25 protein-coding genes are annotated in these 26,353 nt (G+C 69.0%); 9 read left to right on the top strand and 16 right to left on the bottom strand.

Annotated elements, in window-relative coordinates:
* Positions 1-77: 77 nt before the first annotated feature.
* Genes OG817_RS03730 through OG817_RS03720 form a run of 3 tightly spaced genes read left to right on the top strand, consistent with a single transcriptional unit; the run spans position 78 to position 3,187 of the window.
* Positions 78-980, top strand: a complete 903-nt coding sequence (locus OG817_RS03730) for a carbohydrate ABC transporter permease (protein ID WP_396396521.1) — start codon at positions 78-80, stop codon at positions 978-980.
* Positions 961-1,872, top strand: coding sequence for a carbohydrate ABC transporter permease (locus OG817_RS03725; protein ID WP_406052157.1), 912 nt, complete (start codon positions 961-963; stop codon positions 1,870-1,872). The genes OG817_RS03730 and OG817_RS03725 overlap by 20 nt, the downstream gene beginning before the upstream one ends.
* 13 nt (positions 1,873-1,885) lie before the next feature.
* A complete protein-coding gene (locus OG817_RS03720) occupies positions 1,886-3,187 on the top strand; it encodes an ABC transporter substrate-binding protein (protein ID WP_406052155.1) in 1,302 nt (433 codons plus the stop codon).
* 2 nt (positions 3,188-3,189) lie between these two features.
* Here the strand turns inward: OG817_RS03720 and egtD are convergent, their stop codons facing one another.
* The 9 genes from egtD to OG817_RS03675 form a co-directional block, all read right to left on the bottom strand.
* The gene (egtD, locus tag OG817_RS03715) at positions 3,190-4,155 is read right to left on the bottom strand and encodes an L-histidine N(alpha)-methyltransferase (RefSeq protein ID WP_396396527.1); all 966 of its coding nucleotides are present in this window, start codon (positions 4,153-4,155) and stop codon (positions 3,190-3,192) included.
* On the bottom strand, positions 4,152-4,892 hold the full coding sequence (egtC, locus tag OG817_RS03710; protein ID WP_406052153.1) for an ergothioneine biosynthesis protein EgtC: 741 nt from the start codon (positions 4,890-4,892) through the stop codon (positions 4,152-4,154). Before egtC ends, egtD begins: the two co-directional genes overlap by 4 nt.
* Entirely contained in the window at positions 4,892-6,229 is a 1,338-nt protein-coding gene (egtB, locus tag OG817_RS03705) for an ergothioneine biosynthesis protein EgtB (protein WP_406052151.1), read from the bottom strand. Before egtB ends, egtC begins: the two co-directional genes overlap by 1 nt.
* Positions 6,226-7,452, bottom strand: coding sequence for a glutamate-cysteine ligase family protein (locus OG817_RS03700; protein ID WP_406052149.1), 1,227 nt, complete (start codon positions 7,450-7,452; stop codon positions 6,226-6,228). Before OG817_RS03700 ends, egtB begins: the two co-directional genes overlap by 4 nt.
* Positions 7,453-7,627: 175 nt before the next feature.
* On the bottom strand, positions 7,628-10,201 hold the full coding sequence (locus OG817_RS03695; protein WP_406052147.1) for a glycoside hydrolase domain-containing protein: 2,574 nt from the start codon (positions 10,199-10,201) through the stop codon (positions 7,628-7,630).
* Positions 10,202-10,304: 103 nt separating this feature from the next.
* Positions 10,305-10,964, bottom strand: coding sequence for a (2Fe-2S)-binding protein (locus OG817_RS03690; RefSeq protein ID WP_406052145.1), 660 nt, complete (start codon positions 10,962-10,964; stop codon positions 10,305-10,307).
* Complete coding sequence (locus OG817_RS03685) at positions 10,961-11,737, bottom strand: ABC transporter ATP-binding protein (RefSeq protein ID WP_406052143.1); 777 nt, start codon at positions 11,735-11,737, stop codon at positions 10,961-10,963. Before OG817_RS03685 ends, OG817_RS03690 begins: the two co-directional genes overlap by 4 nt.
* 3 nt (positions 11,738-11,740) lie before the next feature.
* Complete coding sequence (locus tag OG817_RS03680; RefSeq protein ID WP_406052141.1) at positions 11,741-12,769, bottom strand: FecCD family ABC transporter permease; 1,029 nt, start codon at positions 12,767-12,769, stop codon at positions 11,741-11,743.
* The gene (locus OG817_RS03675) at positions 12,766-13,815 is read right to left on the bottom strand and encodes a FecCD family ABC transporter permease (RefSeq protein WP_406052139.1); all 1,050 of its coding nucleotides are present in this window, start codon (positions 13,813-13,815) and stop codon (positions 12,766-12,768) included. The genes OG817_RS03680 and OG817_RS03675 overlap by 4 nt, the downstream gene beginning before the upstream one ends.
* Before the next feature lie 75 nt (positions 13,816-13,890).
* On the opposite strand from OG817_RS03675, the gene OG817_RS03670 reads away from it, so the two are divergent.
* Entirely contained in the window at positions 13,891-14,874 is a 984-nt protein-coding gene (locus OG817_RS03670) for an ABC transporter substrate-binding protein (protein WP_406052137.1), read from the top strand.
* Between the two features lie 21 nt (positions 14,875-14,895).
* Complete coding sequence (locus OG817_RS03665; protein ID WP_406052135.1) at positions 14,896-15,540, top strand: hypothetical protein; 645 nt, start codon at positions 14,896-14,898, stop codon at positions 15,538-15,540.
* A 666-nt stretch (positions 15,541-16,206) separates the two neighbouring features.
* Here the strand turns inward: OG817_RS03665 and OG817_RS03660 are convergent.
* From OG817_RS03660 to folP, 5 genes are all read right to left on the bottom strand, one after another.
* Positions 16,207-17,127 (bottom strand): alpha/beta hydrolase, encoded by a 921-nt coding sequence (locus tag OG817_RS03660; protein ID WP_406052133.1) that lies wholly within the window; start codon positions 17,125-17,127, stop codon positions 16,207-16,209.
* A gap of 68 nt (positions 17,128-17,195) precedes the next feature.
* Entirely contained in the window at positions 17,196-17,795 is a 600-nt protein-coding gene (locus OG817_RS03655; protein WP_406052131.1) for a hypothetical protein, read from the bottom strand.
* Positions 17,796-17,809: 14 nt separating this feature from the next.
* On the bottom strand, positions 17,810-18,496 hold the full coding sequence (locus tag OG817_RS03650) for a class III extradiol dioxygenase subunit B-like domain-containing protein (protein WP_406052129.1): 687 nt from the start codon (positions 18,494-18,496) through the stop codon (positions 17,810-17,812).
* Positions 18,496-19,239 (bottom strand): pyrimidine reductase family protein, encoded by a 744-nt coding sequence (locus OG817_RS03645; protein ID WP_406052128.1) that lies wholly within the window; start codon positions 19,237-19,239, stop codon positions 18,496-18,498. Before OG817_RS03645 ends, OG817_RS03650 begins: the two co-directional genes overlap by 1 nt.
* Entirely contained in the window at positions 19,236-20,048 is an 813-nt protein-coding gene (gene folP / locus OG817_RS03640; RefSeq protein ID WP_360444672.1) for a dihydropteroate synthase, read from the bottom strand. The genes OG817_RS03645 and folP overlap by 4 nt, the downstream gene beginning before the upstream one ends.
* Before the next feature lie 193 nt (positions 20,049-20,241).
* On the opposite strand from folP, the gene OG817_RS03635 reads away from it, so the two are divergent.
* Genes OG817_RS03635 through OG817_RS03625 form a run of 3 tightly spaced genes read left to right on the top strand, consistent with a single transcriptional unit; the run spans position 20,242 to position 23,278 of the window.
* Positions 20,242-21,558 (top strand): L-fuconate dehydratase, encoded by a 1,317-nt coding sequence (locus tag OG817_RS03635; protein WP_406052126.1) that lies wholly within the window; start codon positions 20,242-20,244, stop codon positions 21,556-21,558.
* A complete protein-coding gene (locus OG817_RS03630) occupies positions 21,555-22,307 on the top strand; it encodes an SDR family NAD(P)-dependent oxidoreductase (protein ID WP_406052124.1) in 753 nt (250 codons plus the stop codon). Before OG817_RS03635 ends, OG817_RS03630 begins: the two co-directional genes overlap by 4 nt.
* Positions 22,304-23,278: an aldo/keto reductase gene (locus OG817_RS03625; protein WP_406052122.1), complete on the top strand. Its 975-nt coding sequence runs from the start codon at positions 22,304-22,306 to the stop codon at positions 23,276-23,278. The genes OG817_RS03630 and OG817_RS03625 overlap by 4 nt, the downstream gene beginning before the upstream one ends.
* Positions 23,279-23,360: 82 nt before the next feature.
* On the opposite strand, the gene OG817_RS03620 is transcribed toward OG817_RS03625, so the two are convergent.
* Entirely contained in the window at positions 23,361-23,657 is a 297-nt protein-coding gene (locus OG817_RS03620) for a DUF2218 domain-containing protein (protein WP_406052121.1), read from the bottom strand.
* Between the two features lie 66 nt (positions 23,658-23,723).
* Here OG817_RS03620 and OG817_RS03615 point away from each other — a divergent pair, with 66 nt between their 5' ends.
* On the top strand, positions 23,724-24,275 hold the full coding sequence (locus OG817_RS03615; RefSeq protein WP_406052119.1) for a TetR/AcrR family transcriptional regulator: 552 nt from the start codon (positions 23,724-23,726) through the stop codon (positions 24,273-24,275).
* Here the strand turns inward: OG817_RS03615 and OG817_RS03610 are convergent.
* Complete coding sequence (locus OG817_RS03610; protein ID WP_406052117.1) at positions 24,252-26,330, bottom strand: copper-translocating P-type ATPase; 2,079 nt, start codon at positions 26,328-26,330, stop codon at positions 24,252-24,254. The genes OG817_RS03615 and OG817_RS03610 overlap by 24 nt on opposite strands.
* Between the last annotated feature and the right edge of the window lie 23 nt (positions 26,331-26,353).

Below are 26,353 nucleotides of genomic sequence, written 5' to 3'. Positions count from 1 at the left end.
CGTTACCGTCCAGGAGTCCGAATGAGTCCTTCCGCGAGCTCAGTGAGGCGAGAGTGAGCCGGGCCTCCCGCGGTGGCATGAGTCGCAACGCCGGGTCCGACGTGAAGGCGGCGTACCTGTTCATCGCGCCGGCGATCATCGGGTTCACCGTCTTCGTGGTGTATCCGCTGGTCCGCTCGTTCTACCTCGCCCTGACCAGGTACAACGGCCTGACCGACCCGATCTTCGTTGGCCTGGGCAACTTCCGCCGGTTGTTCACGGTCGACCCGGCGTTCTGGCCGTCGCTGCGTGCGACCGGGTACCTGGTCGTTCTCTATGTGCCGTTGTCGCTGGCCCTCGGGCTGGCGCTGGCGATGTTCTGCAACCAGCGGTTCGCCGGGGTGCGCGTCGTCCGGACGCTCGCCTATCTGCCCGTCGTACTCCCGGCGATCGCGACGATCACGTTGTGGAAGTTCATCCTGGATCCGCAGGTCGGCCTGCTGAACACGGTCCTGGATCGACTGGGCCTGCCGACCAGTCTGTGGTTGCAGAGTCCGAGCATGTCGATGCCCGCGGTCGTGCTGGTGATGCTGTGGGGTGTCGGCGGCACGATGATCATCTTCCTGGCCGCGTTGCAGGCCGTGCCGAACGAGCTGTACGAGGCGGCCCGGGTGGACGGCGCCGGGTCGTGGTCGGTGTTCTTCCGGATCACCATGCCGATGATCAGCCCGATCATGTTGCTGCAGGTGATCCTGCAGACCACGGCCGCACTGCAGACGTTCAACCAGCCGAAGATCCTCACCAACGGCGGACCCGGCTTCAGCACCAACGTCCTGATGCTGTCGATCTACAAGAACGGCTTCCCCAACCTCGGCCAGATCCCGCAGCTCGGCTACGCGTCGGCGCAGGTGTGGGTGCTGTTCGTGCTCATCATCGCCGTGATCGCCCTGACCGCGAAGTTCTCCTCGCTATGGACCTACAGTGACAACACTCCAGACTGAAGCCGCCGAGGGCACGGTCCTGACCACCCAGACCACGCCCTCCCCCAAGAAACCCCGCCTGGTCGGTACGACGTCCTGGTACGTCGTCGCCCTGTTCATCAGCGCGGTCATGGTCGTCCCGCTGCTGTGGATGATCACCATCGGCCTGAAGAGCCGGACCGCGGTGTTCGACATCCCGCCGAAGCTCCTGCCGCACGAGTTCACCTGGAGCAACTTCGTCAACGGACCGGAGGCGATCCACTTCCCGCGACTCCTGGTGAACTCGACCATCATCACCGCACTCAGCGTGCTCGGTGGCGTGATGACCGCGATGATGGCCGGCTATGCGCTGGCCCGGCTGCGCTTCCCCGGCCGCAAGGTGTGGTTCTACCTGTTCGTCGGGAGCATGCTGCTGCCCGGTGTGGTCGGGCTGATCCCGTTGTTCCAGCTGTACAAGAGCATCGGCTGGTACGACACCTGGCTGCCGCTGATCGTGCCGGCCTTCCTCGGCGGGAACCCGTTGTTCATCTTCCTGGCCCGGCAGTACTTCCTGGCCATCCCGTACTCCATCGACGAGGCGGCGAAGATCGACGGCGCCGGGCACTTCCGGATCTTCACGAGTGTGATGCTCCCGCTGACCCGGCCGGCCTGGATCACGATGGCGATCCTGGCCTTCCAGGCGTCCTGGAACGACTTCCTCAACCCGTTGGTCTACCTGTACTCGTCGAACAAGTGGCCGCTGTCGGTCGGGATGGCGTCGTTCATCTCGCCGTTCGCCGGGAAGACGCCGGACTGGAGCTACTACATGGCCACCAACCTGCTCTACATGCTGCCGCCACTGATCGTCTTCTTCGCCGCGCAGCGCTACTTCATCCAGGGTCTCGGCTCGCTCGGCAGCACGACCCAGAAATAGAGGGGATCCTCCTGTGAAACGCACCTTCCTGGTAACCACCCTGGCCTGTGCCGGGTTGCTGACGGCAACGGCCTGCAGCGGATCGGACTCCGGCGGCGGGCCGAGCGACGGACCGGTCACCGTGACCGTGATGACGTGGGAATCGGCCCAGACGAACGCCGCGATCAAGAAGGCATTGGCCGACTTCAAGGACGACAACATCACCGTCCAGCTGCTCGACACCCCGGCCGGCAACTTCGGCGACAAGCTCGCCTCGCTGACCCAGGCGAAGAAGCTGCCGGACCTGTTCTGGTGCGGCAACGACACCGAGCAGCAGTACACCTCGCAAGGCCTGCTGGTCGACTGGACCGACAAGATCAAGGACGGTGACGGCGACTTCAAGGCCGACCAGTTCGTGCCGTCCGCGATGGAGAACTGGAAGACCGCCGACGGCCAGATGGGCGGCCTGCCGTCGCTGATGAACACCTACGGCGTCTGGTACAACGCCGACGCCTTCACCGCCGCCGGCGTACCGGTGCCGAAGGCCGGCTGGACCTGGGACGAGATGTACGCCGCGGCCGCGAAGCTGGCAGGAAAGAACGGGGCGAAGTACGGGCTCGTGGCCGACCAGCTCACCTCCCCGGACGGTCCGTTCACGATGAGCATGTACTCCGTCTCGGCCGGCGGTGCACCGTTCACCGACAACGTGAACCACCCGACCAAGGCCGAAGCGGACGCCAAGTACACCGAGGGTGTGCAGAAGCTCGTCGACGCGATCAAGAGTGGCTCGGTCTCCCCACCCGGGTACGACGCCGCGAACGTGCAGTCGCTGTTCTCCGCGGGCAAGGTGCCGATGATGTTCGGCGGGCAGTGGCTGGCGGCCGGGTTCCAGACCGACAAGCCGAAGGTGAAGTACGGGTTCGCGCCGTTCCCGCAGGTCGACGCCCCGGCGACCCTGTACGACTCGGTCGGCATCTGCACGCCGCAGTACACGAAGAACCAGGACGCGACGTTCAAGGTGCTGGAGTACATCAACACCAAGGTGTGGGACGCCGTACTCCCGGCTTCTCCGGTCGCTCCCCCGGCGTACACCCCGGCGCAGACCAGCTACTTCGACGCGTTGACCAAGGCAGAGCAGTCGACCGTGGTCGACACGGTCAAGGCCGACCTGGCCGCGGAGAAGACGGTCGGCGTCCGGTTCACCACGCAGTGGGCGCAGCAGGTCGGCGACCTGACCACGGCGAACTATCAGCCGATCCTCAGCGGCAAGAAGCCGGTGTCCGAGCTGCCGGCGTACATCGACAAGATCAACGGGCTGATCAAGTCGGCCGGCTGACGTCAGACGGCCTGCCAGAGCGAGAGGGCGAAGCGGGCTTCGGAGTCGGTCCACCACGCGGCCGACGCGAAGCCCGCTGTGTCCAGCTCGGCCTCGACACCGTGGCGGTGGAACTTCGCGGAGATCTCGGTGTGGAGCACCTCACCCTCGGCGAAGTCGACCTCGAGGTGGACCTCGGGGATCAGCACCCGCATCGCGCGGTCGGCCCGCAGGCGCATCTCGATCCACTCGTTCTCGGCGTCCCAGATCGCCACATGGCTGAACGCCTCCACGTCGAAGTCCGCGCCCAGCTGCCGGTTGATCACTCGCAGAACGTTCCGGTTGAACTCCGCGGTGACGCCCGCGCTGTCGTCGTACGCCGCGACCAGCGTGGCCGGATCCTTCACCAGGTCGGTGCCGAGCAGCAGCCACTCCCCTGGCTCGAGCACCTCGCGGATCGACGCGTAGAACGTCGCGCGCTCGCTCGGCAGCAGGTTGCCGATGGTGCCGCCGAGGAACGCGACCATCCGTGGCGGGTCGCCCGGCAGCTTGTCGAGATGCGCGGTGAAGTCACCGACAACGCCGTGCACCTCGAGCGCCGGGTAGTCCACGTTGATCGCGTCCGCCGCGTCCCGCAGCGCGGACTCCGACACGTCCAGCGGTACGAACGTCGTCAGCGTGCCCCGGTCGCGCAGTCCGTCCAGCAGCAGCCGGGTCTTCTCCGACGATCCGGATCCGAGCTCGACCAGGGTGTGCGCCTTGGTGATGGCCGCGATCTCGCCGGCCCGGGCCTGCAGGATCTCGCGCTCGGCGCGGGTCGGGTAGTACTCCGGCAAGCGGGTGATCTGCTCGAACAGGTCGCTGCCGCGGGCGTCGTAGAACCACTTCGGGGGCAGCCACTTCGGGTCGGCGGTCAGCCCGGCCCGGACGTCCTCGCGCAGCGCGCGGCCGGCGTAGTCCGGGGTCAGATGTACGTCGATCGGGGTCACTCTGGTCCTTCCATCGGCGTGATACTCAGCGTCGTGGCGGTGGCCACGAGCAACGAGCGGTCCGGTACTTCGTCCCAGTCGCCGGTCCCGAACCGCTCGGAGGCGACCGTGGTGGAGTCTGCGGTGTGCTGCACCCAGAGCGAATGCGTCCAGGAGGTGGCGATGATCTGCTCGCCATCGGTCAGCAGCACGTTCAGCCGCGACCCGGGCGCCACCGCCTCCACGTCTTGTACGACGGACGAGACGGCATCAGCCGCCGGCACATCCTTCAAGCGGTTGGCGATGAGTGCCCACAACAGCTGGGAGTCGACCGGCGCCTCCAGCCGGAGCAGATCAGCGACCGGGAGCGTCTCGGCCAGTTTGAGGGTCGACTCCGGCCACCCCGGGATCCGGCCGTTGTGGCTGAACAGCCAGTCCCCGGTCTGGAACGGCGCGACCACGGCTTCGCCGTACGGCATGCCCACTGTCCCGTCGCGGACGGCCGCCAGCACGGCGCCGGACCGGATCGAACCTGCCAGCCCGGGCAGGTTCTCGTCGGTCCAGATCGGCACATTCCGCCGATAGCGCACCGGTCGGCCGTCGACGTACCACCCGAGGCCGAAGCCGTCGGCGTTCACCGTGCCGCCTCCGCGCATGTCGTGCGGGGACCAGCTCTGTTCGTACAGGGAGTGGGTGGGGTCGAGGACCAGGGAGGCCGGCGTGACTGGTGGGCCGACGTAGGCCAGGTGGCGGCACATCAGCCGTGCAGCTCCTCGGGCCGGGGGTCGCGGGCACACCGGAAGCCGGCGAAGATCTGCCGCCGGATCGGGTAGTCCCAGTTCCGGAAGGTGCCTCGGGCAACGACCTCGTCAGTGCCGAACGAGCCGCCGCGGAGCACCTTGTAGTCCGGGCCGAAGAAGACCAGCGAGTACTCGTCGTAGGGCCAGGCGCGGAAGCCCGGGTACGGCCGGAAGTCGCTGGACGTCCACTCCCAGACGTCGCCGATCAGCTGCTCGACGCCCAGCGGCGATGCGCCAGCCGGATACGCACCGACCGGCGCCGGCGCGAGGTGGCGCTGACCCAGGTTCGCATGGTGCGGACCCGGACTGTCGTCGCCCCACGGGAAGCGCCTGGTCCGCCCGGTCGCCGGGTCGAACCGCGCCGCGAACTCCCACTCCTCCTCGGTCGGCAGCCGCTTCCCGGCCCACTTCGCGTACGCCTCGGCCTCGTAGAAGCAGACATGCATCACCGGCTCGTCCAGCGGCAACAGCTCACGGTTGGCGAATCGCGTCCGCCACCACACACCGTCGACCTGCTCCCAGAACCGCGGTGCCACCAGCGACGCCTTCTGCACGTGGGCCCAGCCGGCTTCGGACCACCACTGCGGATCCTGGTAGCCGCCGCCGATCACGAATCGCAGGTATTCCTCGTTCGTCACCGGCGCGGTGTCGATCACGTACGGCGCGACCTGGACGGCGTGCGCGGGTCGCTCGTTGTCGAGCGCCCACGGCTCGACCGACGTACCCATCTCGAAGACTCCGCCGGGCACCAGCACCTCAGGTGCGGCGAGCCGGCGTCCGGTCGGTGGCGCCGGTGCATCGAGCACCGGGACCCCGATGCGGAGCTGATGTGTCGCCAGCATCGTCTCGTCGTGCTGCTGCTCGTGCTGCGCGATCATCCCGAAGGCGAACGCGTTGTCCACCAGCTCACGCCCGCCGTCGAACTTCACATGGTCGAGTACGTCCATCACCTTGTCCCGCACCTCGGTCACGTACGTCCGAGTCTCGGCCGGGCCGAGCAGCGGGAGTGTCGGCCGGTCCGCGCGCGGGTGCATGAACGCGTCGTACAGCTCGTCGATGTCCTGCCGCAGCGGCTCGCGGCCGCCGACGTCGCGGACGAGCCAGAGCTCCTCCTGATTGCCGACGTGGGCGTAGTCCCAGACCAGCGGCGACATCAGTCTGGAGTGCTGCTTGACCAGATCGTCGGTGTCGACGGCGTCGGTGAGGTGGACCGTCCGCGCCCGGGACCGCTCGAGCTGCTCGGCGACGAACGCGCGCAAGCCCTCGGGAGACAGTTCGGACAGTTGGTGATTCATGAAGCTCGCCTTCCGTGGGTTTCGTCGACGATGCGATGGAGCCGGGTCGCGACTTCATCGATGAGTTCGGTGTCCGCACCGGTCCGGTCCAGCACCCTGGCTCCCAGCTCGACCACGTCCTCCGCGGCCTGCCGGACCAGCTTGTCCTCCAGCCCTTCCCGAGCCGCCTCGAACCAGCGTCCCGCCGCTGGCTCGGCAGCAGCGAGCACGTCGCCGAGCACAGCCGGGTCGGACATCAGTGCGGTGAGCAGCAGGGTCGGGGCGATCCACCCGTCCCCCGGCTGCGCGTCCAGGTAGCGCACCTCCAGATACCCACGCGCCCGGACCGGCGGGAAGAGCGTGGACAGGTGATACGCCAGGTCGTCGTACGTCGGTTGGTCGCCGGGCAACTCGCCCTCCGCCCAGGCGCCGAAGGTCAGTCCGCGGGGCGCATCCCAGCGGTCGCCGCGGCGGAAGCACAGCACCGGCGCCTCCATCGCCATCCGGGCCCACGCGGCAGCCGGGTCGCCGTCGAGCGATGGCGGCTCGGTGAACGGGGCATAGGTGCCGAAGGTGGCCTCGGTCCGCGCCGACGCCCAGCCGGTGTCGCTGCCGGCGCGGCGGCGAGAGTTGGCGAACAGCGCGACCAGCGCCGGACCGAGATCGTGCAGGGCGCGCCAGCGCAGAGCGGTCTGATCTGCCTCGCCGGCGTCGAGGCAGATCTGCAGGCCCGCGGTACTGCACATCATCCGGGGGCCGTGTGGCCCGAGTCGTTGGAAGGCGCGTTCCATCGCCGCGTAGCGCGGGACGGTGAGGATGCGGCGGGGTGTGCGGTGGGCGTCCAGGCCGTGGTCGCCCGGAACGAGGTCCGCGGTGCGAAGGAGCGCTGTCAGCTCGGCCGCGTCGGCGGCGGTGTCGTCGATCAGCCCGGCGACCGAGGCCGCGGCGGGACAGGAGATCTCGACCTGGCCACCGGGCTCCACAGTGACCAGAGCGCCCCGGCCGAGCGGCAGTTGCGGGCTGCCGGGGACCAGGGTCGCGGGCGCGTGCGCGCCCAGGGCAGTGCGTAATCGGTCGGCGTCGAGGGGCCGGCGCGGATCTTCCGCATGATGCACGGTCCATTCGAGTTCGACGCCGTGCAACCGCGGCGGACCGTGCTTGAAACAGACCATCGCGACGAACCCCTCCGCTTCGGCCCGGGAGCCGATCGGAGTCGTCGCCGGAGTACCACCGGGCGAGGTCACGTCAGCGAACCTAACGCCGGACCTGCGGCCGGACAACCGACAGCGGGTTACCCGTCGGTGACGCCTGCAGAGCATCTCGAGTCATGCCCGCGATGCTGCCCGGCGCCACCGACAATTTCCGGGCCCGATCAGTCCGGAGCGTGCGGGTTCGCTCTCAGCGAAATCGGCACGAAGGTCAGCTCGGGCCTGGGTAGCCGGCGCCGTACGCCTCGATCTCGTCGACGAACATGCCGGTGTTGCGGTCGTTGGTCCGCTTCTTGTCGAACGTGACCCGTACCCAGCGGGCGGCGGCCGGCGTGAACGACACGTCGTACCAGACGTTCGAGGCACCGTTCACGGCCGTCGCCTCACCCCGGTTGGTGAAGTGCACTCCGTCGGCACTGGTGGCCACGGTGATCTTGTCCGGGCGGTAGTCCGGGTACTCCTCGTACGCGTGTACCCGCACGGTCCCGACCGCCTGCGGACGGCCGAGGTCGATGGTGACGACCGGCTGCACACTATCGCCGACGTTCAGCAGCTCGTAGCCGAAGCTCTTGCCGTCGCCCCAGTCGTCACCGATCACACCGTCGGTCGCCTCGCTCTTGGCCGCATCCGGGAAGCGACTGGACGGATCGGTCCGCTCGTACGGCGTCCCAGCCGCGAGGTTCTGCTGGTGCAGCTGGTTGCCCGCGACCTGGAGGTCCAGCAGCTGGTACGGCGCCGTATCGCCACTGGAGCCGGTCGCCTCGATCCGGATGTACTTCGCCTTGGCGTTCAGCCCGATGAAGTCGTCGCCACCGTCACCGGTCCCCAGACCGGCCTCGGCCCACTTGGTCCCGTTGGCCGAGACCAGCACGCGGTACTTGTTCGCGTAGGTGCTCCCCCAGCGCAGCCGCACGCCGTCCACCTGCGCCTGGCGGCCGAGGTCCACCTGCACCCAGTTGGTGCCGCTGCCACTGGCCGGCTGCCACGCGGTGGAGCCATCGCCGTCCACCGCCTTCGCAGCGTTGCCGCTGGAAGCCGTAGCCGGCTTAAGACGCGCCAGGTCGTTGGCTACGACCGGCTTCCCGGCTGCGGCGTCCAGAGCGATCGCCCGGATCCGCTGCATGTACGAAACATCCGGCGAGTACTTGTCACTCCGCTGCACCACGCTGGTCGCCAGGTCGTGCGCCAGTCCCGGATTGGTCTTGCCGAGCTTGTTGAGGACCTCCCAGTCCTCCATGCCGTCCCGCAGCGACTCGTACCGTGGGGACGCCTCGATCGTGTTGTGTGCCGTGTCCGGGCGAACGATGTAGCCATCACCCTTCACGTCCTGGTCGTCCATCGCGTACTGCCAGTTGCCGTAGGCCCAGTGCAGGTAGCCGGTCGCTCCACGGCCATATGCGAGCCACATGGTCTGCCGCTGGCTCCACTCCGGCTGGTCGATGAACCTGTTCAGGTGATTCCCGACCGGGATGTTGCAGTTGTAGAACCACAACGGCTTGCCCTTGGCCTTCTCCGCGTCGTACGGCGCCGGGTTCGCGGTGTAGGTGTGCAGGTTCGGGATGACGATGTCCTCGGCCTTGGCCACGCTCGGCGCGAGCTGGTTGACGATTGCGTCGCCGATCTTCACATCCGGCCAGTACTGCCGCAGTTTGCTCGCCACGCCGAACCAGCCGGTGTCACCGCCGGCGCCCGGCTCGTCGCCGACATGCATCCAGAACATGTCCTTCCAGCCCTTGTCGGCCAGGTGCTGGCGCAGCGCCGGGTAGAACTGCTTGTACCAGTTCTCCGCCTCCGGGGTGTCCCACCAGACGTAGTCCGGGACCTGCCGCCCGGTCTCCCTCGGCGTCACCTCGACCAGGTACCGCGGCCACTGGCTGTTGTGCTCCGCGTTCTGCGGTCCGGCACCGGTGAAGCCCTCGAGCCGGTTCACCACGCCCTTGTCCAGGAACCGCTGCACGACCTCGTCGAAGCGGCTGAAGTTGAAGCTGTAGTTGCCAGCAGCATCGACCTTGCTGCCGCCGTCGGTGAGCAGGTTGAGCAGCGGCAACTGCAGGTTGTTCTGCCGGTACCGCTTCATCGTGTCGGCCCAGTTGTCGATCAACTGCCACCACTGCGGCGAGTATCGATCGTGCCCGTAGAAGAGCTTGACCGTGTCACCCTTGCCGGGATCGTACGACGTCAGCCCGAGGAAGTTCGTCCACATCACATTGGTGAACTCGCTCTGGTTCGCCGGCGGGATCACCACGTTGCGGGCGTTGACCGTGATCGGCACGTGCAGATCGCCGTTCGTGGTCCGCACCGTGGCCTGGCCCCGGTAGACGCCGCCGTCCGCCGCCGCGGGCACGTGGACACGGACCCACAGCGACTGTGTCCGGCCCGCCGGTACGGCGATGCTCGTCTCGTTCAGCAGCCGGTCCGGGAAGTCGCCCGGTGCCTGCCGTGTCGTCGGCACGACGAACTGGTTGCCGCCGAACACCGAGTTGTGGTTGAGGTACTCGTACTCGACCGGGTTGTAGCTGAGTTCGCTCGCCGCGATCGCGTCCGACGGCCCGGTCAGCGCCGTGAAGTCGACCTTGTTCACCGTGAACGCCGCCGGCCCACGCACCACGATCTGCGCTGCCTCGTAGTCGTTCTTGGCCGTGTCGAGCCGGATGTCGTCGCGGGCCTCCGGCGATCGCCCACTGTCCTTGAAGACGGAGTTGTACGCCGTCTCGGTCCAGAGGCCGGGCTTCACGCCGGCCGCCTCTCGTGCCTGTGCCACCGGCACGAACGCTGCCGAAGTCACCAGGAGTCCGCCTGCCACCACCGCATGTGTCCACCGCATGCCGAACAGCCAACGCGCGGAACCGCACGGCGGCAATCCTTCGGATGAAGGCGGCCTAGACCAATCAGCGGAAACGCGGGCAGGTGGTGCAGGCGTTCACGTTCGGCAGTACGTAGACATAGCAGCACGACGTCCGCAGCTTCTGCTCCAGCGAGACGGCGAACGCCTCGGCGGCCTGATCGGCGTACGGCGCCTCGTCCGGCAGACGGATCGCGGCCCGCACCTCGTCGTCGACCGCACCGAAGCGCTGCAGCGACCCGAGCTTCACAGCAGGCACATAGGAGTCCAGAAACGCTGCCGTGTGGGCCTTCAGCTGTGCGGCCGCCGTGGCCATCGGTACGACCTCCTTCGACAGCAGCGCGACCTCGACCGGGTAGTGCGCGGTCGGGTGCCGCCGGAACGCCAGAGCGGACGGCGACACCTCAGGTGAGACACCGGTTGCGGCTGCCGTCACTCCGGCCACCAGTGCGGGGACCTGGACGTACCACATCAGCGTGAACATCGCGGCGACCTGTACCGGCGCATCGATGGCGTACTCCCGCCCGTAGTCCTCCTGCACAGCAGTCCGCCATGCGTACGTCGGATCGCCACCACTTTGCTGCTCCGAGAGCACGTCAGCGCACGACACCCACTCCGGTCCGGGCACGGAGTCCGCCGTACGCACGGACATCCACGTCACCGAGTCGGCGAGGACGTCCGCGAGATCGCTGACGGAATGGCTCACCCGACCAGCCTACGGTCCGGGACGACGACCGGCGCTCCCCCGACGTCGACCACGGTGGCCTGCAGACCGAAGACGTCGTCCAGCAGTTCCTCGGTCAGTACGTCGACCGGCCGCCCCTCGGCCGCGATCCGGCCCTCGCCCATCACCACGAGGTGATCGGCGTACTGCGCAGCGAGTGTGAGGTCATGGAGGACTACCACCACGGTCCGGCCGGAGGCGTGCGCGGCGGCGTGGACGACGTTCATCACGTCGACCGCGTGGGCCAGGTCCAGGTACGTCGTGGGTTCGTCGAGCAGCAGGTGTGGCGTGCCCTGGGCCAGGACCATCGCGATCCAGACCCGTTGCCGTTGGCCACCAGACAGCTGGTCGACCGGGCGCTCCCGCAGTTCGGTCAGCTCGACGGCCGCCAGTGCCTCATCGATCGCGGCGTCGTCCTCAGCGGTCAGCCGCCCGAACAGTCCGCGGTGCGGATGGCGTCCCCGCGACACCAACTCGGCAGCAGTGATCCCCTCCGGCGTCACCGGCCCTTGCGGCAGCACACCGAGCTTCCGGGCCAGCTCACGCGCGGGTAGCTTGTGGATGTCCTTGCCGTCCAGCAGTACGTGGCCACTCTGCGGAGTGAGCAGGCGGCTCATCCCACGCAGCAGTGTGGACTTGCCCGATCCGTTCGGCCCGACCACAGCGGTCAGCCGTCCGGCCGGCACCTCCAGCGTCAACCCGGACACCACCGGCGCATCCGCGCCGTACGCAAGGGTGAAGTTCTCGACGTGCACTGATCAGCGTCCCTTCTGCTGGCGGCCGATGAGGCGTAGGAGGTACGGCGCTCCGCATGCGGCTGTGATGACGCCGACCGGGAGTTCGTACGGCCCGACCTGCAACCACTGCAGGCCGTTTCGCGCGACCAGATCGGCCAGTACGACGAACAGCGCACCGAGCATCGCGGTGGTGAGCAACGGCGGTCGCTCCATCCGGGTCAGCCGCTGCGCGATCTGCGGCGCCACCAGTGCGACGAACGCGATCGGTCCCGCTCCCGCCGTCGCCATCGCGGCCAGCACCGTCGCCACGATCAGCAACGCCAGCCGGATCCGGGCGACCCGCACGCCGAGCGACGACGCGACATCGTCCCCGAGCACCAGCGCGGACAGGTCCCGGTTGAACATCATTGCTACCGGCAACAAGAGCACCACCGCGAACAGCACCGGAATCGCATCGCTCCAGGCCCGCGCGTTCAGCGAACCGGCCAGCCACGCGGCGGCCCGGCCCGCGTCGTTGACATCGCCGATCACCAGCAACCACGCGACGAGCGAGTTGGCCGCGGCCGCGATCCCGACCCCGATCAGCACCACGCGTCCCGCGTCGACCACACCACGCTGGATCGACAACGCGCCGACGATCAACGTCGCGATCAGCCCACCCAGTACGGCGGCCAGCGGGATGCCGACCTTGGCCGCTGCGCCCGAAATGTTCCCACCACCGCTGCCGGCCAGCACGATCACCGCGACCGCACCCGCGGACGCACCGGAGTTGACCCCGACGATGTCGGGACTGGCCAGCGGGTTGCGCGACAAGGTCTGCAGCAGCGCCCCCGAGACGGCGAACGCGATGCCGACCAGCAGGCCGGTGGCCACACGTGGCAGCCGCAACTCGAGCACCACGAGACGCGTGCCGCGACGGCCACCACCCAGCAGGACCTCGATCACGTCGGCGAGCGGGAGTTTCGTCGTACCGACACTCAAGGAGACGAGCGCGACCGCGATGGCGAGGACCGCGAAGGCCACGCTGAGCATTACCGTCCGCGACTTCACAGCGCCACCGCCCGGCGCCGTACGACGATCACGAACAGGGGCGCGCCGACGATGCCGAGGACGACGCCGGCCTGGACCTCGCCGGCACCGCCGACCAGCCTGCCGACCAGGTCGGCGAGGACCAGCGCGGTCCCGCCGATGACAGCCGCGCCCGGGATCAGCCAGGTGTTGCGGGCGCCGAAGATCCGGCGAGCGACGTGGCCGGCAAGCAGTCCGAGGAACCCGATCGGCCCGCAGGCCGCGACTCCAGCGGCGGTGAGCAGGCCGATCGCAACCAGCCCGACCAATCGGGCCCGGCGGATCGACAACCCCAGCCCGGCGGCAACATCGTCGCCGAGCGCCAACAGGTCGAGGTCGCGAGCATTGACCAAGGCGAGGATCAGACCGACCGCCGCGAACGGCAGCACCTGCCCGGCGACATCCAGGCCGCGGCCCGCGACCGAACCGACTGCCCAGAAGCGGTAGCCGTCGAGGGTGTTGGCGTCGAGCAACACGATCGCTGAGGTCAATGCACCGAGCATCGCGGCCACCGCGGCGCCGGTCAGCGCCAACCCGACCGGCGACGCTCCGTTCCCCCGCGAGGCCAGGCGCTGTACGCCGAACGTCGCCACCAATGCACCCACCAGCGCGACCCACACGGTCGACGAGACCGACTCGACCAAGCCGATCTGCAACCCGAGCACGACGGCGAACGCGGCGCCCGAGCTCACGCCGAAGATCCCCGGCTCGGCCAGCGCATTGCGGGTGTGGCCCTGCATGAGTGTCCCCGCGACACCCAGACAGACACCGATCAGGACAGCCACCACCGTGCGTGGGAAGCGCAGGCTGCGGACGATCACATCCGGGTCGGACCCGTCGTTCGCGGTCAACGCATGCCACAACGCGCCAGGCCCGAGCCACCGCGATCCGAACGCGAGACTGGCCGCGAAGGCCAGCACCAGAACGACGACGAGCACGAGCAGCGCGGCAGTACGACGTACTGCGGGACGGCCGGCGCGGACCGGTGGCGGCACGACCGGGCGTGCGGACGGGACGGCGGAGGACATATGGTTAGGGTTACCTTAGTTCAACGTTGTGGTGAGTCACCTTAACCTGCGAGCCGTCCTGACCAGGAGACACCTGTGCGCCTGCCCCGAACCACCGCCCTGCTCGCCGTCGCCGCCCTGGCTCTGACCGCCTGTGGCTCGTCCGCGGACTCCGAGGACTCCCCGGATGCGGCCGCAGCGTCGTCCGCCGGGTTCCCGCGCACCGTCGAGCACGCGATGGGCAAGACCGAGATCCCGGCCAAGCCGAAACGGGTGGTGGCACTGGACGCGAGCTTCGTCGACGCGACGCTGATCCTGGACACACCGGTGGTCGGGTACACCGACTACCGCAGCATCAACGGGAAGCTGCCGGACTACCTCGGCGACGACCGCAACACCCTGGGCGGCGAGGCGGAGGCGGTCGGCACGCTGGCCGAGCCGAACCTGGAGAAGATCGCCGCGCTCGACCCGGACCTGATCATCACCGCGAAGGTCCGGCACGAGAAGCTCTACGACCAGTTGTCCGCGATCGCGCCGACGGTCATGTCCGAGACCACCGGGCCGACCTGGAAGGACAACATCCGGCTGGAGGCGAAGGCGCTCGGCGCGGAGGACCTGGCCGAGAAGGAGATCTCGTCGTACGAGAAGGCGGCCAAGACCGTCGGCGAGGCGATCAATGCGAAGGCGAAGAACCCGGCGATCTCGGTGGTCCGGTTCGTCGACGGGCCGACCCGGCTGTACCAGAACGCCAGCTTCTCCGGCATCGTGCTCAAGGACGCCGGACTGAAGCGGCCCGCGCCGCAGGACGTGAACGACTTCGCGCTGGAGATCAGCCCGGAGCGGATCAAGGACGCCGACGGCGACGCGATCTTCGTCACCGTGTACGCCGACGAGAAGGGTCTGAGCGCCAAGACCGCCGGGCAGTTCAAGGCCAACCCCCTGTGGACGCCGCTGGCGCCGAAGGTGCACGAGGTGCCCGACCTCACCTGGATGACCGCGGTCGGGTTGCAGGGCGCGTGGTCGATCCTCACCGACCTGGCCAGCACCTTCGACGTGCCCGCTCCGGTCAAGGCCGACTGAGCGCTCGATAGGGTCCGCGGTATGACGGCTCTGACTCGATGGCATGTCGGTCCGTGGACCACGCGGGGTACTCCTCCCGGCTCGCCGTTCGAGCCGGGGCTGAAGCGGACGCCCGACGAGTTGAACTTCGACATCGTCGGGCTGTCCCGGATCCTCGGCCGGCGGCAGACGCTACCGGAGGAGATGCTGGTCCGCCGCTGCCAGGCGGCGTTGCGCCCGACCGATCCGCGCCCGTGCGGCATCCAGACCCTGACCGATCCGGACCTCGCGCGCGACCTCACCGAAACCGCCGAACGCGCCTTCACCTGGATCGCCGGCCGCGCCCCCTCCGGCTACGAGTTCGCCCTCACCGACGCCGTCGAACTCCGCCCGTTACTGGACCTGGACGGCCCCGTCGTCGCGATCGAGGCCGTCATCCACCTGGCCAACGCCGACCTCCCCGCCGCCCGCCTGGCCGCCTCCCACGTACGCCGCTCCACCTCCGGCCACTGGTACGCCGGCGACGCGGTCTGCAACTGGTCGGGTCCCCACGACACAGCAGACGCTGCGATCACCGCCGTACAAGCTGCCCGAGAAGACCTGGTCACCCAGCTACGATCCGCCGGCCGCGAAGACCTCGCCACCACCGCATCCCGCTGGCCACCAGTCCCCGTCGAACCCGCCTAGCACCGCCCCCTCCTAGTCCCACCAGGTCCCCCCTCGGGCACTGCCGTTTGATGGGTTGGCCCACCAGACGGTGGGTCGGCCCACCGCACGCCGGTAGCCAACCCACCGTCGCGTGGGCTGACCCAGCCCACGACCCACCCCAGACACCGCGAGCCACACCGACCAGCGCCATCCGGTGGGTGGACCCACCAAACGGCGGGTCGGCCCACCGCACGCCGGTAGCCAACCCACCGTCTCGTGGGCTGACCCAACCCACGACCCACCCCAGACACCGCGAGCCACACCGACCAGCGCCATCCGGTGGGTGGACCCACCAAACGGCGGGTCGGCCCACCGCACGCCGGTAGCCAACCCACCGTCGCGTGGGCTGACCCAGCCCACGACCCACCCCAGACACCGCGAGCCACACCGACCAGCGCCATCCGGTGGGTGGACCCACCAAACGACGGGTCGGCCCACCGCACGCGGATAGCCAACCCACCGTCTCCTGGGCTGACCCAACCCACCGTCGCGTGGGCTGACCCAGCCCACGACCCACCCCAGACACGGCGAGCCACACCGACCAGCGCCATCCGGTGGGTGGACCCACCAAACGGCGGGTCGGCCCACCGCACGCGGATAGCCAACCCACCGTCGCGTGGGCTGACCCAGCTCAGGGGCCAGCAGTTAGGTGGAGTGGGTGAGGGGTGGTGGGGTGTGAGTGGCGTGGGGTTGGAGGTGTTGGCGGAGGAAGGTGAGCTCGGCTTCGACTGCGGCCTCGTGGCTTTCGAGGAAGGGGGCGTAGTGGTTGCCGGGGAGGCGTACCAGGTCGGCTTTGGCCGACTTGGAGGCGGCGGTGATGGCTGGGGCAGCTAGGGCGGAGCGGTCGTCGTCGCAGACCACGTACAGCAGTGGGCAGCGGATGTCGGCGGCGTACTTCGCTGGGCGGTAGAACGCGGCGCGGGGAATTGAGCGCGCGGCCAGCGTCTGCTGCCAGTCGGGGTACTTGTTGCCGGGGTTGAGGACCGCATCGCCCAGCTGGGCGTCGGGGGTGTTGAGCAGGGCGACTGTCCCGCGCGGGCCGGACAGCGCCACCAGCTTCGGGGGTCGCCCGACAAGAGCACCGAGTGTGTCCAGCACGGCGCGGCCGGCCAGGCGGAGCGCGCCGAGCGGGCTCTGGTAGCGAGACGCCTTGCGAGTCACGACCGGACCGTCGAGGTTCGGGGACTGGGCGATCGCGGCGACGATCCGATCGTCTTCCGCGGCGAGTTGTACGACGTACCCGGCGCACAACGAGAACGACCAGAGCGCGACCCGCTCGACCCCGGGAAGGGTCGCGGCGAAACCGATCGCCGCCCGCCAGTCCGCCAGCTGCCCGGCGATCGGCGCGACCTGCCGCGGTTCGCCACCGCTCTCACCGAAGTTGCGATAGTCGAACGCCAGCACGCTGAACCCCGCCGCCGCGAACCGCTCGGCGAACCGGTCCGTGCCCGGCTCCTTGGTGACGCCGAACCCACCGGTCATCACCACACAGCCGCCGTTCGACCCCGGGTAGTGCCAGCCCGCGCACTCCACACCCGCACTGCTGAACCACACCTTCTCGCGCATACCCAGAAGTGAACCACGCGGTTCGCAACCTGTCCATGGCTCTGCCCAGAACCGCCGGCCCGGAGGAATCAGGCGGACTCTTCGCGCTCGAGCGCCCGGACCAGCGCGGCGAACCCGGCGTCGATCCCGGCGCCGTCACCACTGGTACGCCACTCGATCAGGAACCCGCGCAGCGTCGCCAGGATCAACTCCGCGACCTCGCCCTTCCGCTGCTCGGACCACGCCGCCGGACAGATCGAGAGCAACGCCGGCAGGTATTGCTTCGACGCCTCCCGGGCCAGATCGGCGTACCGCGCAGGGTCGTACATCGCCAGGCCGATCGCCTGGTCCAGCACCCACGACTCCGGACCGACCAGGATCGGCCACATCGCCCGGACCCGATCAGCCAGCGGCCGATCGGCGCCCTCGGTCGCGGCCGCGAGACTGCGGCTGATCCGGCGCTCGCGCAACTGCAGGACCGACTCCGTCAACAACTCCTCGGAGCCGGCGAAGTGATACAGCAGCACCTTGTGCGTCGTACCGGCCGCCCGTGCGGCCCGGCGGAGCGAGAAGTCCACCAGCCCGTTCTGGCCAAGGTCGTCGGCGACGCGATCGAGCAGTTCCCGCCGACGCGCCTCCCCGCGCGGCGACTTCGCCGAACGCCGGTAGCCTGCCCGCTCCTCAGTCACCCGCTCAGTGTCACTTAAGTGAAGCTGGCAACGAAGTAGCCGACGCCGTACGGGGCGGCATCGTACGTCAGGTTGCCGGTCAGAGCGGTCTGCGTGAGTGCGCCCGCGAGGACCTGCCATGGAGCCCGACCTGCCGCCTGAAGAACGGTCGCCAGGTCCGTGTCGAGGGCAGCGAGGACGTCCAGATCCACGCTTCGCAACGCCTTTGCGACCGTCGCGTCGAAGATCTCGGCCCGAGGGTGGAGGTGGACTGGAGCATGATCGCTGCGTCGGGCCGAGCCGTCGCCCATCACCAGCAACCCGATCCGGTCGTTGCTCTCGGCAATCTCCCGCCCGAGGGCCAGGCACACCTCTGGCGAGTCGTCGGCCACTGAGATCGAGGTACGCCGTACGCCGGCCGCCTTGCTCTGGCCGACCAGCCAAGCCCCGACCAGCAAGGACAACGGCAACACCGCCTCACCGTCTCCGACTCGCACCTGCGGAGCGCCGTACGCCGCGAAGCTGCCGCCCGCGGAAGCGTCGTACCGGCGCCCGGTGACCGGGCCGGACCCGACGATCACCAGGGCGTCGGCCTCTGCGAGTACGTCGATGGCCGCCAGGCAAGCCGCGCGCAGCGAATCGAGCTCCGGCGCGGCGCCGAAGGCGAGCTCGGGCACGATCACCGGCGGATGCGGGCAGACCGCGGCAGCGACGACCGGCACTAGCCGAGTCCCCGGCCGTGGCGCAGGAACAGGAACCCGTCGTCGGTGGCGAGGACCTGCAGCAACGGCAGCGACCGCGCCTCAGTGGCCGCGAGTCCGTCGGTGATCCGGCGTGCTCCCGGTCCCGCGAGCAACGGCGACACGGTCAGGCACAGCTCGTCGACCAGATCAGCACCGGTGAGTGCGCCGAGAAGATGCGGACCGCCCTCACACAGGATCTGCGACAGTCCGCGCTCGACCAGCCCGGCCACCGCCTGGTTCAGGTCCACGGTCTCGTCACCGCAGATCATCACGTCCGCCACCTCGGCGAGCGCCTCACGCTGGTGGTCCGGCGAGGACGCACACGTGATGACGATCGGCCGTACGGGCGCCTCGGTGAAGACTGTGCTGTCGGCAGCCAGTTCGAGTCGCGCGGAGACCACGGCGAGTGTCGGGTTCTCGGGCCAGCCCTGCTCGTTCCGCCATCCACGACGCTTCGCGCCGAGCCGGAGACCGCCGTACCCCTCGGCGCGGAGTGTGCCCGCGCCGACCAGGACGACGTCGGCGAGCATCCGCAGCCGGCCGAGCATGCTCTGGTCGTCCTTGCTGGACAGGCCGCCGGACAGACCCTCCAGCGTCACGGCGCCGTCGAGGCTGGTGACGAAGTTCGCCCGCAGCCGCGGGACCGACCGATCGGGCACCGTGTAGGCGGCGATCAGTTCGTCCTCGGTCAGCTCCGCCCCGACAGCACAGTTCCGGATCACACCAGGCTCCTTCGGGTGTACGCGGGCGTCGCCGTCTTCCGCAGTACGGCGATCAGGTCGAGGGCCTGCCGGGTCCCGGCGATGTCGTGGACCCGGAACACCCGGGCGCCGAGCCAGGCGGCGATGCTGACGGCCGCCAGCGTGGCGGGTCCGCGCCGGCCGGACGGCAGGTCGAGGGTCTCGCCCAGGAAGTCCTTGTTCGACATCGCCACCAGGACCGGCCAGCCGGTCGCGGCCAACTCGTCGATCCGGCGGGTCACCTCGAGCGAGTGCAGCGTGTTCTTACCGAAGTCGTGGGTCGGATCGATCACGATCCCGTCCGGCCGGACCCCGGCGGCGATGGCTCGCTCGGCCAGTGCGGTGGTCGTCCGGATCACGTCCGCCACCACGTCGTCGTACGCCATCCGGTGCGGGTCGGTGCGGGGTTTCAGCCCACCGACGTGGCTGCAGATCAGCCCGGCGCCGGACTCAGCGGCCGCCGCCGCGATGTCAGGATCGTGGCCGGACCAGGTGTCGTTGATGAGGTTCGCGCCGGCCGCTCCGACCCGGCGCGCGACCCCGCTGCGGAAGGTGTCCACGCTGATCAAGAGCTCCGGGTGGCGATCGCGCACGGTGGCGACGAAGTCCACGGTCCGGCGCAGTTCCTCGGTCTCGTCGACCGCTTCGCCGTACCCGGCCTTGACGCCGCCGATGTCGACCAGATCCGCCCCGTCGGCGACGGCCTGGTCGATCGCCGACAGCGCGGCCTCTTCCGCGAAGGTGGCGCCGCCGTCGAAGAACGAGTCCGGGGTGCGGTTCACGATCGCCATCACCGCGAACTCCCCCGGCCCGAACGACCGGCTGCCGAGCCGCAGCACGCCACTGGGTTCCTGAGCCACGCGCCGACTCTATCGGCCGGTCCCAGGGCCGCCGCCGGGCGCACTGGCCGACGGTATCGCTCGCGCCACATATCCTATAGGATTCCCCGCGACAGACCGCCCACAGCTGCAGAACGGGTCCTCCATGCCACGGTTCACCGAGTTAGAGACGTACGACGTCCGCTTCCCCACGTCCCTGGACCTGGACGGCTCCGACGCGATGAACACCGACCCGGACTACTCGGCGGCGTACCTGATCCTGCGGACCGATGCCGGCGACGGGCTCGAGGGGCACGGGTTCGCCTTCACCATCGGCCGTGGCAACGACGTCCAGACCGCGGCGATCGAGGCGCTCCGCTACCATGTGATCGGGCTCGACCTGGATGCGACGCTGTCCGACCTCGGTGGTTTCTGGAAGTCGCTCGTCCACGACTCGCAGCTGCGGTGGCTCGGCCCGGAGAAGGGCGTCATGCACATGGCCATCGGCGCCGTCGTGAACGCAGTCTGGGACCTGGCTGCCAAACGGGCCGGCGTACCGCTGTGGAAGCTGCTGGCAGACCTGACTCCGGAGCAGATCGTCGACCTGGTCGACTTCCGCTACCTCACCGACGCGCTGACCCGGGACGAGGCGCTGGAGATCCTGCGTGCCGCCGAGCCCGGTCGCGCGGAGCGCGAGGCGACGCTGCGCGAGCGCGGGTATCCGGCGTACACCACCACGCCGGGCTGGCTCGGGTACGACGACGACAAGCTGGTGCGGCTGTGCCACGAGGCGGTCGCCGAGGGCTTCACCCAGATCAAGCTCAAGGTCGGCGCGGACCTGGACGACGACATCCGCCGGATGCGGCTGGCCCGCAAGGCCGTCGGCCCGGACATCCGGATCGCGATCGACGCGAACCAGCGCTGGGACGTCGCCGAGGCGATCCGGTGGGTCGAGGCGCTGGCGCCGTACGACGTCTGGTGGGTGGAGGAACCGACCAGCCCGGACGACGTCCTCGGGCACGCGGCCATCGCGCGGGCGATCGCTCCGATCCAGGTCGCGACGGGTGAACATGTGCAGAACCGGGTCGTGTTCAAGCAGTTGCTGCAGGCCGAAGCGCTGTCGATCCTGCAGCTCGACTCGGCCCGGGTCGCCGGGGTGAACGAGAACATCGCGATCCTGCTGCTGGCGGCGAAGTTCGGCGTACCGGTGTGTCCGCACGCGGGTGGAGTGGGACTGTGTGAGCTCGTCCAGCACCTGTCGATGTTCGACTACGTCGCGGTCAGCGGGTCGATGGAGAACCGGGTGATCGAGTACGTCGACCACCTGCACGAACACTTCCTGGACCCGGTGGTGATCCGGGACGGGCACTACGTGGCGCCGGTGCGGCCCGGGTTCGGTGCCGAGATGGATGCCGAGACGCTCTGCGACTTCCGGTACCCGAGTGGCAAGATCTGGACCGACCTCACAAAGGAGAACAAGTGACGGACTTCGCCGGCCTCCGTGCAGTTGTCACCGGTGGCGCGTCGGGCATCGGCCTCGCGGCCGCCCAACTACTGGCCGCCCGGGGCGCCCGGGTGGTCGTCTTCGACCTCAAGCCCGACGTCGCGGAACCGCTGACCGGGATCGCCGCGGATGTGACCGACGACAGCTCGGTCCGCGACGCCGTTGCCGCGGCGGCGCTGCAGCTCGGCGGGATCGACATCGTCGTGAACAACGCGGGCATCGGCGCGCAGGGCACGGTCGCGGCCAACGACGACGACGAGTGGCACCGCGTCCTCGACGTCAACGTGGTCGGGATCGCCCGGGTGACCCGGGCCGCGCTGCCGCACCTGCGCAAGTCCGAATCCGCCGCGATCGTCAACACCTGCTCGATCGCCGCCACCGCGGGCCTGCCGAATCGGGCCCTGTACTCCGCGAGCAAGGGCGCCGTACTTGCTCTGACGATGGCGATGGCGGCGGACCACGTCCGCGAGGGGATCCGGGTGAACTGCGTCAACCCGGGCACTGCGGACACCCCATGGGTCGGCCGGCTGCTCGACGTCGCGGACGACCCGGCGGCTGAGCGGGCGGCGCTGGAGGCGCGGCAGCCGATGGGCCGGTTGGTATCGGCCGACGAGGTCGCGCACGCGATCGCCTACCTGGCCAGTCCATTGTCGGGTTCGACCACGGGTACGGCGGTCGCCGTCGACGGCGGGATGCAGAACCTGCGGCTTCCGGCGGTCCAGAAATGAGCACCGGCGTGAGGCTCTTCGGTGACGACCAGCGGATCGGACTCGGCGGTGCGCCGCTGGGCAACCTGCTGGGCGAGGTGCACGACGCCGACGCGGTCGCGACCGTGAACGCCGCCTGGGACGAGGGGTGGCGGTACTTCGACACCGCTCCGCACTACGGTCTCGGGCTGGCCGAGGAACGGCTCGGGGTCGGCCTGCGGGGCAAGCCGCGGGACGAGTTCGTGCTGTCGAGCAAGGTCGGCCGGATCATCTACGAGGCCGAGGACGCGGCGACCGACGACGAAGGGTTCGAGGTCAGCTCGAAGCGGCGGCGGCGCTGGGACTTCTCCCGCGACGGTGTGCTGCAGAGCATCGAGGACTCGCTGCGCCGGATCGGCACCGACCGGCTGGACGTCGTGTTCGTGCACGACCCGGACGACCACTACGAGGAGGCCGTCGCGACCGCCTTCCCGACGCTGATCGAGCTCCGCGACCAGGGCGTGATCGGCGCGATCGGGTCCGGCATGAACCAGACCGCGATGCTGACCCGGTTCGTCCAGGAGATCGACATCGACGCGATCATGCTGGCCGGCCGCTACTCCCTGATCGACCCCGACGGCCTGGACGACGTACTGCCGGCCTGTCTCGAGCACGACGTACAGGTAGTTGCCGTGGGCATCTTCAACTCCGGTCTGCTGTCCCAGCCCCGGCCGGCGCCCGGGGCCACCTTCAACTACGAGCCGGCCGCCGCATCCCTGGTGGACAAGGCGAATCGCCTGGCTGACGTCTGCGAGGCCCACAACACCACCCTGCCTGCCGCGGCTCTCGCCTTTCCCCTCTTCCACCCGGCAGTAGCCGGCATTGCCGTCGGCTGCCGCACCCCGGAGGAGGTCCACACCAACGCGACGCTGGCCCGGACCGAGGTCCCCAAGGCACTCTGGTCCGACCTGAAGTCCGAAGGCCTCCTCCGCCAAGACGCCCCCACACCGTAGCGCTTGGACACCATCTGGTGGGTTTGGACAGGTTGTGCCTTGTCCAAGCCCACCAGTTCCTGTTCAAGGGCTCCGTTGCGGGTCAGGCCGGGTGCCAGGTCACCCGTAGGTCGTCGCGGCGGCCTATTTGTTCGATGCGTTGGGTGACGTGGGCGCTTGCGTCGTTCAGGTGAGTGGGGTCATCTGCCTCCAGCCGCAACAGCAGGCGGCCGTCCTCGGCTCGGATCAGCCAGGTGACTCCGTTGAGGTCGACCAGTAGCTGTTCCGGGTCGTCCGCGAGCAGGCGCATGCCGCCCGGCTGGTGGGTGAAGTGGCTGCTGAGTTGCTCTACGTAGCGGGCTGCTCGCGTGGTGGTGACGTGCGCTTCCAGGACTGTCATCGGGGTCACTCCTTTTCGATACATAGTGTCTCGTACGCCGACAGATTGTCCAGATAGAGTGTGGCTGTGCCGAAACTGTGGGACGACAGCATCGAGGCGCATCGGCGTGCGGTGCGGGACGCGACGCTCGATGCCGCGGCGGCATTGGTCGCGGAGCGTGGGCCGACCGGCGTGACGATGTCGGAGGTGGCGAAGCGGACCGGGCTCGGGCGGGCGACGCTGTACAAGTACTTCCCGGACGTGGAGGCGATCCTGGTCGCCTGGCATGAACGGCAGGTGGGGAACCATCTGGCGCAACTCGTCGCCATCGACCCACCGACAGGGCGACTGGAGGCGGTGCTCGAAGCCTACGCACTGATCTGCCACGAGCACCCGGCAACCGAGCCCGCCGCCTCACTCCACCGAGCCGAACACGTCAAACAAGCACGGCAGCGGCTCGTCGACTACCTGGCGGAGGTGCTGGCCGAATCCGAGGTCCGCAACGACGTTCCGCCGAAGGAGCTGGCGACGTACTGTGTTCATGCGCTGACCGCGGCAGGCGCCATACCGTCGAAAGCTGCGGTACGACGTCTGGTCGCGGTGACGCTGGCCGGGTTACGCGGCGAGCCGTCGGGGTGAGAGGTCGAGGCGGCGGAGTAGTTGGGCGTTGAGGGCCACGACGATGGTCGAGATGGACATCAGGATGGCGCCTACGGCCGGCGAGACGAGGATGCCTGCGAACGCCAGTACGCCGGCAGCCAACGGGACCGTGATGACGTTGTAGCCCGTGGCCCAGGCCAGGTTCTGCCACATCTTGCGGTAGCTGGCCTTCGAGAGAGTGATCACGGACAGGACGGCTCTGGGGTCATCGGCGGCCAGGACCACGCCGGCGGATTCGATCGCGACGTCGGTGCCGGCGCCGATGGCGATGCCGACCTCGGCGCGAGCCAGGGCGGGCGCGTCGTTCACGCCGTCGCCGACCATCGCGACCTTGAGCCCACGAGCCTGTAGTTCGGCGACCTTGGCGTCCTTGTCCTGCGGAAGGACCTCGGCGAAGACCTCGTCGATCCCGAGTTCCCTGGCGACCGCGTCAGCGACCTGGTGCGCGTCGCCGGTGATCATCGCGACCTTCACACCGCGCCGGTGCAGCGCATCGACGGCCTGGCGAGATTCCTCGCGAACCTCGTCCTCCAACGCGATCGCTCCGAGCACCCGCCCGTCGCGCACCACGTGCAGCACCGCGGCCCCGCGCTCCTTCCACGCCGCGACATCCGCCTCCAGCTCAGCCGGCTCAGGTACGCCGTACTCCCGCAGGAACGCCGGACCGCCGACGGCGACCTCCGCGCCGTTCACAACCGCCTGGACACCGCGTCCGGTGAGCGACCGGAACTCCGACGCGACCGCGGCGCGGCCGCGACCAGCCGGGACCCGGTCGGAATGCGCCCGGACGATCGCCTTCGCCAGCGGGTGCTCGCTGTCCGCCTCGACCGCGGCCGCCAGCTCCAGCAACTCCTCGTCGGATACGGATCCGGCCGCGGCCACCCCGGTCACCGCCGGCTCGCCTTTGGTCAGCGTGCCGGTCTTGTCGAACAGGACCACATCGATCGTCCGCATCCGCTCCAGCGCCAACCGATCCTTCACCAGTACGCCGGCCTTCGCGGCGCGCTCGGTGGAGATCGCGATCACCAGCGGAATCGCCAGCCCCAGCGCGTGCGGGCAGGCGATCACCAGTACGGTCACGGTCCGCGTCACGGCTTCGTCGAGCTCGCCGAGCAACGTCCACACCACGAAGGTGATCAGCCCGGCGATCGACGCGAAGTAGAAGAGGAACGCCGCAGCCCGATCCGCCAGCGCTTGCGCACGAGACGACGACGCTTGCGCCTCAGCCACCAGCCGTTGGATGCCGGCCAGGGCCGTGTCATCCCCGACAGCGGTGATCTCGACCCGCAGAGCGTTGTCGGTGGCAACGGTCCCCGCGACCACCGAGTCGCCGACCGCACGGGCAACCGGCCGGGATTCGCCGGTGATCATCGACTCGTCGACCTCGGCCTGCCCTTCGACCACAGTGCCGTCCGCAGGCACGCGCCCGCCCGACCGCACCAGTACGAAGTCACCCTCGCGCAGGTCGTGCAGCATCACCTCGACCACACCGTCGTCGGTCACCTTCTCGGCCGAGTCGGGCAGCAAGGCGGCCAACGCGTCGAGCGCACCGGACGCGGCGCCGAGCGCCCGCATCTCCAGCCAGTGACCGAGCAGCATGATCACGATCAGCAGCGCGAGCTCCCACCAGAAGTCCAGGTCGAACCCGCCGATCTCCAAGGTCGTCACCCACGACGCGACAAACGCGACCGTGATCGCCATCGAGATCAGCAGCATCATCCCGGGCCGGCGGGACTTCAGTTCGCTCCATCCGCCGGTCAGGAACGGCCGGCCGCCGTACACGAAGATCACCGTGCCGAGGACCGGCGCGATCAGCTCGGAGCCGGGGAAGTCCGGGCGGGTGTAGCCGAGCAGGTCGGCGAACATCTCGCTGAAGAACACCACCGGCACGGCCAGCGCCAGGCTGATCCAGAAGCGGTCCTTGAACTGCGCCGCATGATCCCCATGCCCGGCATGACCTGAATGCCCGGTATGACCTGAATGCCCGGCGTGATCCGCAGGCTCGGCGTGCGCGCCGTGCTCGTGCTCCTCCATACCCCGAAGGTACCCCCTAGGGG

This window comes from Kribbella sp. NBC_00889, from assembly GCF_045207705.1.
Taxonomy (GTDB): domain Bacteria; phylum Actinomycetota; class Actinomycetes; order Propionibacteriales; family Kribbellaceae; genus Kribbella.
The sequence above is the reverse complement of the archived record's forward strand: the minus strand, read 5'-3'. Positions and strand labels throughout refer to the sequence as shown.

Excerpts from the sequence above, each read along its gene's own strand:
- OG817_RS03730 (WP_396396521.1), top strand. The coding sequence starts at position 78 with ATGAGTCGCAACGCCGGGTCCGACGTGAAGGCGGCGTACCTGTTCATC.
- egtC (WP_406052153.1), bottom strand. The coding sequence starts at position 4,892 with ATGTGCCGCCACCTGGCCTACGTCGGCCCACCAGTCACGCCGGCCTCC.
- egtB (WP_406052151.1), bottom strand. The coding sequence starts at position 6,229 with ATGAATCACCAACTGTCCGAACTGTCTCCCGAGGGCTTGCGCGCGTTC.
- OG817_RS03675 (WP_406052139.1), bottom strand. The coding sequence starts at position 13,815 with ATGTCCTCCGCCGTCCCGTCCGCACGCCCGGTCGTGCCGCCACCGGTC.
- OG817_RS03665 (WP_406052135.1), top strand. The coding sequence starts at position 14,896 with ATGACGGCTCTGACTCGATGGCATGTCGGTCCGTGGACCACGCGGGGT.
- OG817_RS03660 (WP_406052133.1), bottom strand. The coding sequence starts at position 17,127 with ATGCGCGAGAAGGTGTGGTTCAGCAGTGCGGGTGTGGAGTGCGCGGGC.
- folP (WP_360444672.1), bottom strand. The coding sequence starts at position 20,048 with ATGGCGATCGTGAACCGCACCCCGGACTCGTTCTTCGACGGCGGCGCC.
- OG817_RS03635 (WP_406052126.1), top strand. The coding sequence starts at position 20,242 with ATGCCACGGTTCACCGAGTTAGAGACGTACGACGTCCGCTTCCCCACG.
- OG817_RS03625 (WP_406052122.1), top strand. The coding sequence starts at position 22,304 with ATGAGCACCGGCGTGAGGCTCTTCGGTGACGACCAGCGGATCGGACTC.
- OG817_RS03620 (WP_406052121.1), bottom strand. The coding sequence starts at position 23,657 with ATGACAGTCCTGGAAGCGCACGTCACCACCACGCGAGCAGCCCGCTAC.
- OG817_RS03610 (WP_406052117.1), bottom strand. The coding sequence starts at position 26,330 with ATGGAGGAGCACGAGCACGGCGCGCACGCCGAGCCTGCGGATCACGCC.